This is a genomic window from Nereida sp. MMG025 (assembly GCF_021654165.1).
Lineage (GTDB): Bacteria > Pseudomonadota > Alphaproteobacteria > Rhodobacterales > Rhodobacteraceae > Nereida.
Genome location: NZ_JAKFZN010000002.1, coordinates 542039 through 556257, shown reverse-complemented (window position 1 = coordinate 556257; position 14219 = coordinate 542039). Strand labels below are relative to the sequence as shown.

Here is a 14219-nt window from a genome sequence, read left to right as displayed (position 1 = left end):
CTGTGACAAAGGTACGCCTGAACCTGCCGGCTTCAAGTGCGCTGGCAGTTTTGTGAACGATCTAGTCGTCCGTGGGTTTGGGCGGCGCAGATGGGGTGCGAACACCCAAACGGCGCAGACGCTCAAGTTCTGCATGTTTGTCCAGCGACTGTTGGCGGTAAGCTTCAAAATAGACGTTTACGTTGGCCAACCGTTCCAGCAATCGGCCGCGATTGCTTTTGCGGAACTCCAGATCACTGGCTGCAAGGTTTTCGCGGATATCTGCATCGCGGCCAAATCGCGAGGCATGCGCCACCAAAGCACCGTCAGACACCTGCCCATCGCGCACCAGCCGAGAGGGCGATCCGCCCAATACCGCCACAGCATCGCTTTGCGGGGTTACATCCACACGGTTGCTTGCGCCCGGTGTGGGCGTTGGCAATGCGCTGAGGTCTTCAGGGGTCTGAAGTGGTTTGTTGGGAAGGATCGCAAATTCATCCGGCCCCGATTGGGACTGGCGGATATTCAACAGTTTGGGATCACCGCGATCACCGCACGCGGCAAGCAGGCCAAAACTGGCAATCAAAAATCCCAAAGCAATCGCGCGCCGCATGTTGCACCTATCGTTTATTCAAACCCAAGCTTACCGCATCGCGTGGGCGGGGTCAGGTCTTTTTCTTTTTGTCATTATTTGACGGCGAGAGAAAGACCAACCCGAGCGCACCTGCGAAAATGGAAATATCGGCCACGTTGAACGCAAATGGGTTTTCAATCCCGCAGCATGACATGTTCAAGAAATCCGCGACCGCCCCATAGACAACGCGGTCCACCACATTGCCAAGCGCCCCCCCGATCAAAAGCCCGGCACTGATTTGCGCCCATTTGCCCATCGGTTCTTTCCAGACCCACCAGATCACCGCACAGGTGATCACAAGAGCAACGCCCACAAGAATCCAACGCGCATCAAGCCCCGCGCCCAGACCAAAGTTGACCCCACGGTTCCACGCCATCCGTAGGTTCAAAAACGGGTCGATCAGATTGATCGCGCCCACTGTCTTAAGATCCATCACCTGCACCACCAGATATTTGATGATCTGATCGAGCACAAAAATGACAAAGGCGACTGTGAGAGCGCGTTTCATCGAAATTCCTTAATGGCGGAAGTGGCGCATGCCAGTGAATACCATGGCAAGGCCCGCTTCGTCGGCCGCGGCAATCACCTCGTCGTCGCGCATCGAACCACCTGGCTGGATAAGGGCCGTGGCCCCTGCTTGGGCAGCCGTGATCAAACCATCGGCAAAAGGGAAGAACGCGTCAGACGCCAAGACAGACCCTTGGGTCAGCGGCGCATCCAACCCCATAGCCTCGGCCATATCCTGCGCCTTGCGCGCTGCGATACGTGTGCTGTCAACGCGGCTCATCTGGCCTGCGCCCACGCCCACGGTCGCCCCGTTTTTGACGTAGATAATGGCGTTGGATTTGACGTGCTTTGCAACCGTCCACGCAAACATAAGATCGTCCAATTCGGCGTCAGATGGCGCGCGTTTGGTCACAACTTTCAGATCATCGCGGCTCACGACCCCTGTGTCTTTGTCTTGCACAAGATAGCCCCCGCTGACCTGACGGATGGTTTGCGCCACTGTGCGCGGATCGGCCAGACCACCTGTCGTCAGAAGGCGCAGGTTTTTCTTGGTGGCAAAGACGTTTCTGGCCGCTTCATCTGCATCAGGGGCAATGACCACTTCCGTGAAGATGCTTGTGATCTCTTCGGCAGTTTCTGCGTCAAGCGGCTGGTTCAGCGCGATTATCCCGCCAAATGCACTGGTTTGGTCACATTGAAACGCACGTTTGTAGGCCTCTTTTAAGGTCGCGCCCCGGGCAACGCCACAGGGGTTTGCGTGTTTGATAATGGCACAAGCGGGGCCTGTGTCGGCTGCAAATTCGCTGACCAGTTCAAATGCAGCGTCTGTGTCATTGATGTTGTTGTAAGACAGCGCCTTGCCTTGGTGCTGTTGGGCTGTCGCCACGCCTTTGCGATCACTGCCATCCACATAAAACGATGCGCCCTGATGCGGATTTTCGCCGTAGCGCATGGTGCTTGCAAGGGTGCCGCTGACCGAAATGCGGCGCGGCGTGCCACCCACCTGAGCGGCCATCCAAGTGCTGACGGCTGTGTCATATGCGGCTGTGCGGGCGTAGGCCGTTTGCGCAAGTCGCTGACGGAACGCATAGCTGGTCTGGCCGCCATGTGCCTCAAGCTCGGCAATCAGATCCGCGTAGTCCTCGACATCCACCACTACGTTGACAAAGCCGTGGTTTTTGGCGGCGGACCGGATCATCGCGGGGCCACCAATGTCGATATTTTCGATTGTGGTGTCATAGTCCGCACCTTTGGCGACGGTTTCCTCGAACGGATAGAGGTTCACCACCACCAGATCTATTGGGCCAATGCCATGCTCATTCATGCTGGCTTTGTGGTCTGCGTTGTCGCGCAACGCCAAAAGCCCGCCATGCACCACGGGGTGAAGTGTTTTGACCCGACCATCCATCATTTCGGGAAACCCCGTGACTTCGGACACATCTTTAACGCTCAGGCCAGCGTCGCGCAGCGCTTTGGCGGTCCCCCCCGTCGACAACAGCTCGACGCCACGCGCCGCGAGGGCCTGGCCCAGATCAACAAGTCCCGTTTTATCGGACACAGAAAGAAGGGCGCGGGTGAGCGGGGCAAGATCGGGCATAGCGGCAGCAGTCCTTTAGTCGGTTTTCAGATCGTCTAGGTCTTTGGCGCGCTCAATATCCCGAACGGCGATCGGGGTTTCTTGCGCTTTGGCCAGTGACCAACGAATGCGGCTCGCGTATGCCATAGCTTTGGCAGATAACACAATCTGCATTGTCGCACGCGGGCTAACACGTCCTCTTTCCAGATAGACCGATGGCTCCAGAGAAAGCTGCGCTGTCCCGTCATGACGGAAAACCCAGATTTCGCCGGACCGTAAAACCATCGATACAGCAGCCCCCGCCATATCCAGACTGGCTTCGACATCGGGATGCAGATGAAAGCGAATTGTATATGCGATGCCCTGCAAAGCGGTGGCATCGAGGGCTTTGTCAAACCGTTGTTTTTCCTCGTTTGACAGGGTGGTCAGCGTATCGCTTCCCGAAAGGCTGCGCCCGTCCGTTGAAAGCTCAAGTGCGCGGATATGGGTCAGGCCGTTGATGCGGGTCCAGCCGTCATGCGCGGCTTCAAGCACATGCGCCTTATCGGTGCGGCGGCGCTCCATCTGGACATCGCGTGGACCGCCCACCAACACATCGCCAGTGGTTGGCAACTGCGCAGATGACAGCCCCTCAAGGCAAAGCACCGAATGAGAGGGTGTCGCGCGGCCTGCCCGCGCCCACCTATCCCCGAAAGAAGCCCCCGCCCCGCAATTCACGATCAAAGGTCGCCGCCCTGATGTCAGCTCAAACGCCAGCGTGCTGGCATGCGCCCGCTTTGCCGCCACGCCAGATGGCGGCGGCGCTGCATCTATGATCACACTGGTGCGACCTGCGCTTAGACGTGCAAAGCCCATCGCGGTCGGGCCCTCCGACATCTCTTTGTGCCCTGTCGCGGCAAGAGCCGTGTCCAGTTTACCATCAGGGCCGCGCCCGCCCCCGTGAAAGCGGGCCAGACCACCGTCGGCGTGGCGCAAAGCGCGCAACGTCGGGCCGATGCGTTGAACCGCTGCGCGCACCTGTGGTACGGGGTCTTGGCCTGCATCTTCTGCGCTTTGAGTGACCCACGTCAAAAGTGTCAGGATATCCAACAGCTCTTCTGGATTGCGCGTCTCTATTGCGCCGCCCGCATCAATCAGGTGTTCGCAATCAGCCGCAAGTGCAGCCATCGCGGGCGCCACGTGATGGCGCATCCCTTCCAATGCCAAACCCGCATAGATCATGCCGACCAGCGCCTCGAAACGCGGCAGGCCCGGGGCAAGAATATTCCACCGCCGCGCAAGGTATTCTGTTTGAACAGAGAGCGATTTGTAAAACTCATCGGACAACGCCTTGTCCTGTCCGCGCAGAACAAAAATAGCATTGTTGATCCAGCGTATCAGACGGCGCCCCGTCAGATTGGGCGACCACGCAGGCTGTGCGGCAGGTGGAAAACGCGCAATCCACGCATGGACCCACTGCGCCGCGATATCGCCTGCTTTGGCCTCTCCAACCGCCGCCAAATCATCAAGCCACGTGAACCCGTGCGCTTCCGCCTCGAAGGTCGCGGTTGGCATAGCCACATCCCACAAGGCGGTGTTTGGCGCTTCGACCAATTCACCAGCGAACAAAAGGTTGCCCGCAAGGATCTGACGCCCTCTTGCCACGGTCCCGATTGTGCGCGGCTCTGGTGTGCTGACAAACCCTGTGGCCGCTGGCGTTTTTGCAACGCGCCACGCGTGATAACGGTTGGCCCACCGCACACGGCGGCTGCCATTTTCATTACTGTTTTTCACCGAAACTGCCCGTCTCGTTTGTTATTATGTCGACAGTCTATCCTATTCGGGTGATGCCTGTCATCCGCGCAATTTATGACAGCGGGGTTTAGGCGGCGCGACGCAGACAGGCGATGTAAAAGCCATCCATTCCGCCCGTGTCGGCCCAGTAGTCAGGGCGCAGACGTAAACCACCTTCACTTGTCAGCCAATGGTCTTGGACCCCCGCAAGGCGGCACGCATCGGCGTCAATATGCCAGTCGCTTGGCAACTCCAGCTCGTCGATGTGCACCTCGCCCTCGTCAGGCAGAAGAGAGCAGGTGCAAAACACCAACCTGCCACCGGGTTTGACCAGTGTCATCGCATGACGCAGCATTTTCGCCTGAAGCTGAATAAGGGCGCCAAAATCTGATCCGTCTTTTGCATGTGGCAAATCGGGATGACGGCGCATCGTTCCCGTGGCCGAACATGGCGCGTCCAAAAGCACCGCATCAAACTGGCCTTCGAAGGTCAACGCGTCCTGCACGACGGTTTTTGCCTTCAAGCCCGTTCGCAACAGGTTTTCTGTCACGCGCTGCATGCGGTTTGCGTTGTCATCTACCGCCGTGACTTTGGCGCCTGCAGCGGCCAGTTGCAGCGTCTTGCCGCCAGGGGCTGCACACAGATCCAGCACATCTTCGCCCGATTGCGGTGCAAGCACCTGCACGGGCAAGGCGGCCGCCGCATCCTGCACCCACCATGCGCCACTTGCGTAGCCATCCAGCTTGGTGACCTGGCTGTATTGCGCCAAGCGGTAAGAGCCTGTTGGCAAGGCGACAGCACCTTCTGGTGGCGCGCCTTTTGCCGTGATGTCCAACGGCGGCGTTTGGGCCGCAACCGCTTCCATTGTTTCGACCGCCTTACGGCCCCATGCCTGCATCAATGGACCGCGCAGCCAGTTGGGAATGCGCGACGCGGGCGCTTTGGCCCAAGCACCCGGACCTTCTGCCGCGACTTTGCGCAGGACTGCATTAACCATGCCCTTCATGTGCCCGACGCGCGGAAGCTTGCTGGCAAGTGTCACGCCGGAGTTCACAACTCCATGCGCAGCGGCCCCGTCCTCGCAGAGCTCTACCACGCCCAAACGCAGGATATTCATAACCAAATCAGGCGGCGTTTTCTTCAGATAGGGTTTCAGAACACGGTCGCATTTATCAAGATGGCGCAAAGTCTGAAGCGCCAGACGCTGTGCGCGGGCGCGGTCAGGGGCACTCAGATGATCCAGGCCGCCGATCATTTCGGGGATCAAGCGCCCCTCCGAGCAGACACCTTCAATCAGTTTTAACGCAGCGCGCCTTGCGGGAAGTCCTGTGTCGGCCACGGGCAGGCCTCCTTGATTGTGCACAGGCCGCGGCGTATATCAGCCGTATGAGTGATGCAACAAAAACACCCGATTTGCCCGAAGCTGCCAAACGCGCCCTTGCCGAGGCAGAACAGCGCCGCAAGGCGGCCAAGGACGCTGAATTGCCGCCAGAACTTGGCGGGCGCGATGGTCCCGAGCCTGTGCGCTATGGTGATTGGGAAAAGAAGGGCATAGCGATCGATTTCTGATCGCGGTTTGCGCTTATTTGAGGGTTAGGTCAGCGTAGCGGCCAGTGCCTTTGTCTGAGGTAAAACGCAGCTTGTCACCGCTGACCCGCACCTCTTGGCAATTATACCCGATCTCGCGGGTGCCCCAAAAAATTTCGCGGCAGAAGTAACCTGATTGCCACGACCATCCGCCTGTCACCTCCCGTCCAAGCGCACGGCCAACGATCTTGCCATCGGGGGTCACGTTCAAACGGATGCCTGGATAATGCAGCTGTTTGTTCTGTACCAGGCTGACAAATCGGTTCTTGTCAGCCACTTTCGCAAAGCCGTCGGCAAGCGCCGCAGCTGGCAGTGAAAGTGCAAAGATAAGTGCGATCAATCGTGTCATGGGTCCGCGTTTCCAGTGGTTTTACAAAGGAGATACGACCCAGTTATACAATCAGATCACTTAACAAGGTCTTCACAAACCTGTCAGAGGCCCAGAACATCCATCATATCATACTGGCCGGGCGATTTATTTTGCCCCCAAAGGGCAGCTTTCAGGGCACCGCGCGCAAAGATAGCGCGGTCCGTCGCAAGATGCCGCAAAACGATCCGTTCCCCCGCAGCTGCGAACAGCACATCATGTTCGCCCACAATGTCGCCGCCCCGAATGGCCGCAAAACCGATATCACCGCGTTTGCGGGCCCCTGTGATGCCATCGCGTCCACTGTCGCGCACATCGTTCAAGTCCACACCACGTCCCGCCGCCGCCGCTTCCCCAAGCATGAGGGCTGTTCCACTGGGCGCATCCACCTTGTGATGGTGGTGTGCTTCGATCACTTCAATATCAAAGTCTTCGTCCAAAGCAGCCGCCACTTTTTCGGTCAGTTTTACCAAAAGGTTCACACCCAAAGACATGTTGCCCGCCCGCACCTGCACCGCGTGGCGTGAGGCGGGCTCCAGTTTTTCGATCTGGCTGTCGGTAAAGCCCGTGGTTCCGATGACGTGCACCGCACGGGCCTGCGCAGCCCATGCCGCAAATTCAAGTGTCGCCTCGGGTGCCGTGAAATCAATCACGGCTTGGGCCTTAGCAAATGCCGCCAAAGCATCATCCGTTACTGTCACGCCAAGGTCTGCGCCGCCCATTGCCGCACCGATGTCACGCCCGATCCAGTCATGGCCCGCACGTTCCACAACGCCGACAAGCCGCGCACGATCGCTTTGCGCGATGGTCTGACAGAGCATCTGGCCCATGCGACCGCTTGCACCTGTGACGACGATACCTGGTAAATCCGACATGATGACCCTCCGTAATTCCGCCGATCCTTACGACACACGCGCTTGGCAAGGAAGAGGTTTCGTCATACATGCCCCATATGGCTAAGAACCGATTTGATACTGGCGGCGGACCGTCGCAACGGCAACTTCGTGTGGGGGAACTGATCCGCCGCACGCTTTCTGACGTGCTGAACCGCGGGGATATCCATGACCCCGACCTTAATCGCATGTCCATCACTGTTGGCGAAGTGACAACATCCCCTGATCTGAAAATCGCCACCGCCTATGTCTTGCCCCTTGGCGGGCAGGGCAAAGAAGAGGCGATCGATGCGCTCAAACGCAACAAGGGCGAATTGCGCCGCGCAATCGGCAAACAGCTGACGCTGAAATTTAGCCCCGATCTGCGCTTTCGTATTGATGATACGTTTGACCGGATGGACGACACCCGCCGCATGTTTGCCGATGATCACGTCCGCCAAGACCTTACACCGGATCAGGACGATTAAGATGCGCGTTCTTGCGGCCCTATTTTTCTTTGCGCCCGCATCGGCAGAGGCAGTGACCTGCACAGATCTGACCTATGAGGGGCTCAGCTATACCCATTGCGAGGTCAGCGACCCTTCGAAGATCGATCTGCATTTGCGTGATCCAGAAGGCGACATTATCGGGACATTTCGGCGCCTTGAAACGCTGCAAGGCAGCACCGCGTTTGCGATGAACGCAGGCATGTATCACGCAGATCGCGACCCGGTTGGCCATTATGTTGAGAATGGCAAAGAAGAGATGCGCGTGATCCCTAACGCGGGGCCAGGTAACTTCGGGCTTCTGCCCAACGGTATTTTTTGCGTCATGGAAGACAGCGCGCACGTCATTGAAACGCTGGCCTATCAGGCCGCGCGTCCCGCGTGTGTCCATGCCACCCAATCGGGCCCAATGCTGGTGATTGACGGCGCACTACACCCACGGTTCTTGCCCGACAGCACATTTCGCAACGTCCGCAACGGCGTTGGCACATCGGCCGATGGGAAAACCGTGCATTTTGTTATCTCCAATGACAGCGTCACGTTCCATGAAATGGCCACGTTCTTTCGTGATCACCTCAAGACACCCAATGCCCTTTATTTCGACGGACGTGTGTCAAAACTACATGCGCCTGCGCTTGGCCGGTCTGACATCGGACAAACCATGGGTCCAATCCTGTCTGTAAAGGAATAAGCCATGGGGCGCCGTAAGAAAGGCCGTGACATCAACGGCTGGATCATCATCGACAAGCCTGCCGGGCCGACATCTACCGCTGTTGTCAACAAAGTGCGTTGGGCTTTTGACGCCAAAAAAGCGGGGCACGCGGGCACGCTTGATCCCGACGCCACGGGCCTTCTGGCGATTGCCCTTGGCGAGGCGACAAAGACCATCCCTTATGTGACCGATGCGATGAAGGCCTACGCATTCGAAGTGCGTTTCGGGCAGGCGACAAACACCGACGATGCCGAGGGCGAAGTGATCCAGACATCCGATGCACGCCCGACGGACACGCAGATCAAGGATGCGCTACAGAAATTCGTCGGCGATATTGAACAGGTTCCGCCCCAATTCTCTGCGGTGAAAATTGATGGAGAGCGTGCTTATAAACGTGCACGCGACGGCGAGGAGATGGACATCGCCGCGCGCCCACTTTTTGTCGAAGAGCTGGTATTGACCGATCGCGCAGATGCCGATCATGCCACACTTGAGATGACCTGCGGCAAAGGCGGATACGTCCGTTCAATCGCGCGGGATTTGGGCCAGACGCTTGGGTGCTACGGGCACGTGAAATGGTTGCGTCGCCTGTGGTCAGGGCCCTTTGATGTGGAAGATGGCATTGCGTTGGCGTTGGTTGAAGAACACGCCAAGACAGATCACCTGATGCCGTTTCTTCTGCCCATCGACGTGGGCCTGAGCGAGATAACACAGCTGACCTGCACAGCCGAAGCCGCTGCAAAGCTGCGCAATGGCAACCCTGCTTTGGCGATTGGCATGGCGCAGTACGGCGACGAATGTTGGGTCAGCCACCAAGGCCAACCCGTCGCTGTGGGGCGGTTCAAATCAGGTGAGCTTCATCCCTCGCGCGTGTTCAATCTGCCGCCAGCATAAGCGCTGCATCTGCCGCTTCGCGCCCTTTTTCGATGAAGTGATCTTTGTAAATGCCGATGTGGTGCGGCGTGGGTTGGAAATGATGCGGCGTCAATGACACCGACAGCACAGGCACCCCTTCGTCGAGGCCGACGCGCATCAGCCCGTCGACCACCGCACTGGCCACAAAATCATGACGGTAGATGCCGCCGTCCACCACCAACGCCGCCGCTGCGATTGCGCGATACGTGCCACTGCGTGCCAGCTTTTGGGCAAGAAGCGGCATCTCGAACGCACCTGGAACGTCGAATACATCAACCTGCTCTGTCGGAATTTTTTGCGTAAAACCTACAAGCGCCTGGTCAACGATGTCGCTGTGCCATGCCGCTTTGATGAACGCATATCGGGTGTGTGTCATGTAATTTCTCCTTTGCGTAACAGACACGTCACCCAAGGCGATCCCGAAGGCCCGCATGACCCAATGGCCTACGGTCCCTTCGCTCTCTTTCATCCAGACTATCACTGTCGGCTCAGGCCTCTCACCTGATCTGCTAGACCCTTTGCATGGCAAAGGCGCTCGCGGGCTCGTTGCTGCCAACATACCGCCGGTGGGGAATTGCGCCCCGCCCTGAGAACACGGCCACTTAGCCCGTGTATGTTGCACGACACAAGGCCATTTTCATTGTGGCGTGGGGCGCGTATCACTCGGCCCATGATTACGCGCACGCATACCAAGGGCGACGCCCCATCAACAGCTGTCTACTCGGATTGTGAGGCATACCGCTACAGCCTGACACGCGTTTGGGACAGCGGTGGCACGCGTGCATTGTTTGTCATGCTGAACCCCTCAACCGCGACCGAAGTGCAAAACGACCCAACCGTCGAGAGGTGCGAGCGCCGCGCCCGCACCCTGGGCTTTGGCAGTTTTTGCGTGACCAACATATTCGCGTGGCGCGACACCGACCCGTTCAAAATGCGCAAAGCGGCCGATCCCGTTGGCCCTGCGAACGACGAAACAATTCTGACCGAAGCAAACCGCGCGGACACGATCATTTGCGCATGGGGCACGCACGGCGAACACATGGGACGTGGCCCGCGGATGGAGGAGATTTTGCGCAGCCAGCCAAAACCGCTGTTTCACTTGGGTCTGTCAAAAGCGGGTCATCCCAAACATCCGCTTTACATCAGCTACACACAACAACCGATGGAATGGGCATGATCAGCGGCTTCACACAAAGCGATGTCAAAACAAACGGGATCCGCCTGTCGGTCCATCAGGCAGGCGAAGGCGAACCGCTGATTTTGCTCCATGGATATCCCCAGAACCACCACTGTTGGGAAAAAGTTGCGCCAGCTTTGGCCGCGCATTTCCATGTGATCATTCCCGACCTGCGCGGGTATGGCCACAGCGATGCCCCACCCGGTGATTGCCCACAGCACAGCACCTATTCCAAACGCACAATGGCCCAAGATATCCTTGGTATGATGGATGCCCTACAAATTGAACGCGCCCATATCCTCGGCCATGACCGCGGTGGGCGCGTGGCCTACCGCTTTGCGTTGGATCACCCGACCCGTTTGAGAAAGCTTGGCATCATCGAGATCGTCCCGACAGGGGATTTTTGGGCCTCTTGGAATGCTGATCTGGCCATGAAAGCCTATCATTGGACCTTCCTCGCGCAGCCTGCCCCGATGCCCGAAACATTGATTGGGGCTGATCCAAGGGGCTACATCCTGCACACACTTGAAAGCTGGACGCTTGGAAAATCATCTGCCGCGTTTTCCGATGCCGCGCTTGAAAGCTATCTGGCGCAGGCCGAAGACCCCGCACGCATTCATGCGATGTGCGCTGACTACCGCGCAGGCGCAACCTTTGACAAAACCCTGGATGAAGCCGATCGCAAGCAAGGCCACAAGATCGCGGCGCCGCTTCGGTTTCTCTGGGCAGAAGGTGGATTTCCTGCGCAGACTGGCAAGCCCCGCGCCTTGTGGGAGGCTTGGGCAACGGATCTGACCGACGCGTCCTGTGTCAGCGGACACTTCGCCATGGAAGAAGCCCCTCAAGATGTGCTGGCGACATTCCTGCCATTTTTTGCAGACAGTGACTGAGTCGTTTTGATGGGCGCCACCCAAGGTCTCTAAAATTCGAGGCTAAAATTAGGGAAATGCCCTGATGTTTCCTTGGTTTTCAGCGCCACAGGGGCGGGTCTGCCCTTGGTCTGCCATCATCGTTACATCGATTAACCACAACCCTAGGAAGTTCTGGATTTTTGCGTCCACCAGCGGCTCAAACGTCATGGGGGCGTCCATTTGTTTGGACGCGAATGACAAAAAAGGGGGCCGCTATGTTGGGGCTGTTATCACTTGTAGGAATTGCCTTTCTGGCGTCAGCGCTGGATTTTTCCACCGACGAGGACACCACATCCGAGGATATGGAAGCCGAAGACCAAGACGCGCCAATGCTTGGCTCGCCCAATGCGGACATCCTGATCGGGGACAATGCGGACAATGACATCATTGGCTATGAAGGCGATGACGTGCTTAGCGGTGGGGACGGGGATGACCTGCTCAGCGGCAACAGTGGTGACGACACCCTTACAGGGGGTAATGGTCATGACACGGTTCTTGGCGGTCAGAACGATGATGCGTTGAACGGCGACGCAGGTAACGACCTGATGAACGGTGGAGATGGCGATGACCACCTGAATGGTGGCCTTGGCGATGATGATATCGGCGGCGGGGACGGTAATGATATTCTGGCAGGTGATGAAGGGGCAGATACGCTCTACGGCCATGCAGGAAATGATGTTTTGTCAGGCGGTGACGAGAGTGATCTTCTCAAAGGTGGTGATGGCGCGGACATGCTCAGCGGCGGTTCGGGTGATGACGCGCTTTATGGCGATGACGATTTTCAGAGCGACACAACCGATGTCCTGAACGGCGGCGCGGGGGACGATGTCATATTCGGCGGCGCCAACGACATGCTTACAGGTGGATCAGGGGCAGACACATTTGTGTTAGGCGATTGGTTGGCCAGCGGCGACGCATTGATTACCGACTTTAATCCCGATGAGGACACATTGGTGATTGTTTTTGACGACACCAACGACGCTGCAGAACCAGACGTGAGGGTCGTTTTGAACGACGCTGGCCAGACCGAGGTGCAACTGAACGGCGAGACGATCTCGACCCTCGACAATACAGTGATCACAGATCCTTCGCAGATATCGCTCATGGGGCTAAGTGATGCGTATGGCACTGTGTTGGCACCGATGGGCTAAGAAACTTCTTTCCTTCACGCAGGAATCTTTCTATACGCCCGCATCTGGCTGACGTGGTCAGACACTCCATGGGCCTTGCTGGACGACATCCCGGCTCGCGCCATCACTCTAACCTCAAAGGAGACCCCGATGTCGATTACTGCTGAAAACAAAGCGCAAATCATGAAGGATTTTGCAACCAAAGACGGCGACACTGGTTCGCCCGAAGTTCAGGTTGCAATCTTGTCGTCGCGCATCGCGACTTTGACAGAGCACTTCAAAACACACAAAAAAGACAACCACGGTCGTCGCGGTCTGTTGAAGATGGTGGCACAGCGCCGCAAGCTTCTGGACTACGTGCGTGGCAAGGATGAGGCCCGTTATCAGGACCTGATCAAACGTCTGGGCCTGCGTCGCTAATCCGACCCTGACCTACACAGATCAAACCGCCCCTACCAAACCGGAGGGGCGGTTTTTTTTATGTCAAAAGCCAATCGCCCAATCTGCCAGCGCCATGAACAGCGGGATCGACAGAATGGCCACCGGTGTTCCCAGTCCCGTGGACGCCCCGACATAGGCGGAAGGGTTCGCCTCTGGGAGGGCAGCACGCATTGTGGGCGGGCCCGAGATATCCGAACTGGACGCGGACATAATTGACAAAAGCACCACACCACCAGCGGAAAACCCGGTAAAATAATGCGCCCCCAGTCCAACCCCAAAGCCGATCATCCCGTGCAAAATCGGTCCTGCGATCCCATAGAAAATATAGACGTGCGCGACCTTGCGCAGTTCTGACAACCTGGCCCATGCTTCCATTCCCATGACCAGCATCAGCACCGACAAAAGGCCCCGAAACAGTGGTTCGTAAAAACTGGCGTATACGCTTTCCGGCCGCCCCAAAATGCCTATGGCAATCCCCAAAACCAACGCGGAAATGGCAGGGCTCCGAAATGTGTCGAGCATGATGCCTTGGACCAGACCTTTTTCGACAGCGCCGGCACTGCGGCGGGCGCCACCACCCATGGTCATGGTGCCACCGCCTGCGTTTTGGGTGGCCTGTGCACGCTGTGCCTGAACCCTCGCCAGAACAATGGCCGTCACCAAAGCCGCCACATCCATAAAGGGGTAAAGTGCGCCGATGAACCCTTCGTAAGCGATCTGTTCTGCGTCCAGCATCGCCATGCCCGCCGCAAGCGTTGAGGCGGATACGGCCCCGAACACACCTGCTGTGGCCATCCCGTCCATCGCAGACACGCCTTTACGTTTGGCCAATGTTTGCCCGCCTACCACCACAATCGCGACACCGATCAACGCCGCCCCGGCGGCAGGCACGGCAAGGGCAATCAGATCCGCTTCGCGCACGGAAATGCCCGCGCCAAGACCGATTTTCAGCAACAAAACCATCACGATGAATTTGTAAACCGCATCCGGCACCTGCAGCTTGCTTCCCATCGCAGCCAGCAGCATCCCCCCCATCAAAAAAGCCAATGTCGGCTTTTGCAACTGCGCGACAATCGTTGCCAGTATCTCCGCTATCATGTCCATCACGTGGCCCCCTTTTTCCTGAAGGACG

18 protein-coding genes and 1 riboswitch are annotated in these 14219 nt (G+C 57.7%); of the genes, 8 read left to right on the top strand and 10 right to left on the bottom strand.

The window, feature by feature from the left end; genetic code table 11:
• Positions 1–61: 61 nt before the first annotated feature.
• The 5 genes from L1065_RS08850 to L1065_RS08830 all read right to left on the bottom strand — a co-directional run bounded on the left by L1065_RS08850 (position 62) and on the right by L1065_RS08830 (position 5808).
• On the bottom strand, positions 62–592 hold the full coding sequence (locus tag L1065_RS08850) for a DUF3035 domain-containing protein (RefSeq protein WP_237095098.1): 531 nt from the start codon (positions 590–592) through the stop codon (positions 62–64).
• Positions 593–644: 52 nt separating this feature from the next.
• Positions 645–1121 (bottom strand): signal peptidase II, encoded by a 477-nt coding sequence (gene lspA / locus L1065_RS08845; protein WP_237095097.1) that lies wholly within the window; start codon positions 1119–1121, stop codon positions 645–647.
• A 9-nt stretch (positions 1122–1130) separates the two neighbouring features.
• On the bottom strand, positions 1131–2717 hold the full coding sequence (gene purH, locus L1065_RS08840; protein WP_237095096.1) for a bifunctional phosphoribosylaminoimidazolecarboxamide formyltransferase/IMP cyclohydrolase: 1587 nt from the start codon (positions 2715–2717) through the stop codon (positions 1131–1133).
• A 15-nt stretch (positions 2718–2732) separates the two neighbouring features.
• Positions 2733–4469, bottom strand: a complete 1737-nt coding sequence (locus L1065_RS08835; protein ID WP_237095095.1) for a heparinase II/III family protein — start codon at positions 4467–4469, stop codon at positions 2733–2735.
• A gap of 88 nt (positions 4470–4557) precedes the next feature.
• Positions 4558–5808 carry a transcription antitermination factor NusB gene (locus L1065_RS08830; RefSeq protein WP_237095094.1) on the bottom strand — a complete coding sequence of 417 codons (1251 nt, stop codon included), beginning with the start codon at positions 5806–5808 and terminating at the stop codon, positions 4558–4560.
• 47 nt (positions 5809–5855) lie between these two features.
• Here L1065_RS08830 and L1065_RS08825 point away from each other — a divergent pair, with 47 nt between their 5' ends.
• A complete protein-coding gene (locus L1065_RS08825; RefSeq protein WP_237095093.1) occupies positions 5856–6038 on the top strand; it encodes a DUF1674 domain-containing protein in 183 nt (60 codons plus the stop codon).
• Between the two features lie 13 nt (positions 6039–6051).
• Here the strand turns inward: L1065_RS08825 and L1065_RS08820 are convergent, their stop codons facing one another.
• Positions 6052–6405, bottom strand: coding sequence for a dihydrodipicolinate reductase (locus tag L1065_RS08820; RefSeq protein ID WP_237095092.1), 354 nt, complete (start codon positions 6403–6405; stop codon positions 6052–6054).
• An 83-nt stretch (positions 6406–6488) separates the two neighbouring features.
• Positions 6489–7298 carry a 4-hydroxy-tetrahydrodipicolinate reductase gene (gene dapB / locus L1065_RS08815; RefSeq protein ID WP_237095091.1) on the bottom strand — a complete coding sequence of 270 codons (810 nt, stop codon included), beginning with the start codon at positions 7296–7298 and terminating at the stop codon, positions 6489–6491.
• 77 nt (positions 7299–7375) lie between these two features.
• Here dapB and rbfA point away from each other — a divergent pair, with 77 nt between their 5' ends.
• From rbfA to truB, 3 genes are read left to right on the top strand one after another with little or no spacing between them, the layout of a single operon-like run.
• Entirely contained in the window at positions 7376–7783 is a 408-nt protein-coding gene (gene rbfA / locus L1065_RS08810) for a 30S ribosome-binding factor RbfA (RefSeq protein WP_237095090.1), read from the top strand.
• 1 nt (position 7784) lies between these two features.
• On the top strand, positions 7785–8492 hold the full coding sequence (locus L1065_RS08805) for a phosphodiester glycosidase family protein (RefSeq protein ID WP_237095089.1): 708 nt from the start codon (positions 7785–7787) through the stop codon (positions 8490–8492).
• A 3-nt stretch (positions 8493–8495) separates the two neighbouring features.
• On the top strand, positions 8496–9407 hold the full coding sequence (truB, locus tag L1065_RS08800) for a tRNA pseudouridine(55) synthase TruB (RefSeq protein WP_237095088.1): 912 nt from the start codon (positions 8496–8498) through the stop codon (positions 9405–9407).
• On the opposite strand, the gene L1065_RS08795 is transcribed toward truB, so the two are convergent.
• The gene (locus tag L1065_RS08795) at positions 9388–9804 is read right to left on the bottom strand and encodes a 6,7-dimethyl-8-ribityllumazine synthase (RefSeq protein WP_237095087.1); all 417 of its coding nucleotides are present in this window, start codon (positions 9802–9804) and stop codon (positions 9388–9390) included. The genes truB and L1065_RS08795 overlap by 20 nt on opposite strands.
• Before the next feature lie 77 nt (positions 9805–9881).
• A riboswitch (FMN riboswitch) is annotated at positions 9882–10026 on the bottom strand.
• Between the two features lie 72 nt (positions 10027–10098).
• Between L1065_RS08795 and L1065_RS08790 the strand changes: the two genes are divergently transcribed.
• A complete protein-coding gene (locus L1065_RS08790) occupies positions 10099–10605 on the top strand; it encodes a DUF1643 domain-containing protein (RefSeq protein WP_237095086.1) in 507 nt (168 codons plus the stop codon).
• Positions 10602–11495, top strand: a complete 894-nt coding sequence (locus L1065_RS08785; protein WP_237095085.1) for an alpha/beta fold hydrolase — start codon at positions 10602–10604, stop codon at positions 11493–11495. Before L1065_RS08790 ends, L1065_RS08785 begins: the two co-directional genes overlap by 4 nt.
• Positions 11496–11543: 48 nt before the next feature.
• Here the strand turns inward: L1065_RS08785 and L1065_RS08780 are convergent, their stop codons facing one another.
• The gene (locus L1065_RS08780; protein WP_237095084.1) at positions 11544–11684 is read right to left on the bottom strand and encodes a hypothetical protein; all 141 of its coding nucleotides are present in this window, start codon (positions 11682–11684) and stop codon (positions 11544–11546) included.
• A gap of 47 nt (positions 11685–11731) precedes the next feature.
• Between L1065_RS08780 and L1065_RS15875 the strand changes: the two genes are divergently transcribed.
• Together L1065_RS15875 and rpsO are read left to right on the top strand one after the other, a co-directional pair.
• Positions 11732–12667: a calcium-binding protein gene (locus L1065_RS15875; protein WP_305082547.1), complete on the top strand. Its 936-nt coding sequence runs from the start codon at positions 11732–11734 to the stop codon at positions 12665–12667.
• Between the two features lie 129 nt (positions 12668–12796).
• Positions 12797–13066, top strand: coding sequence for a 30S ribosomal protein S15 (gene rpsO, locus L1065_RS08765; RefSeq protein ID WP_237095083.1), 270 nt, complete (start codon positions 12797–12799; stop codon positions 13064–13066).
• Positions 13067–13129: 63 nt separating this feature from the next.
• On the opposite strand, the gene L1065_RS08760 is transcribed toward rpsO, so the two are convergent.
• Complete coding sequence (locus L1065_RS08760; RefSeq protein WP_237095082.1) at positions 13130–14191, bottom strand: sodium-dependent bicarbonate transport family permease; 1062 nt, start codon at positions 14189–14191, stop codon at positions 13130–13132.
• Between the last annotated feature and the right edge of the window lie 28 nt (positions 14192–14219).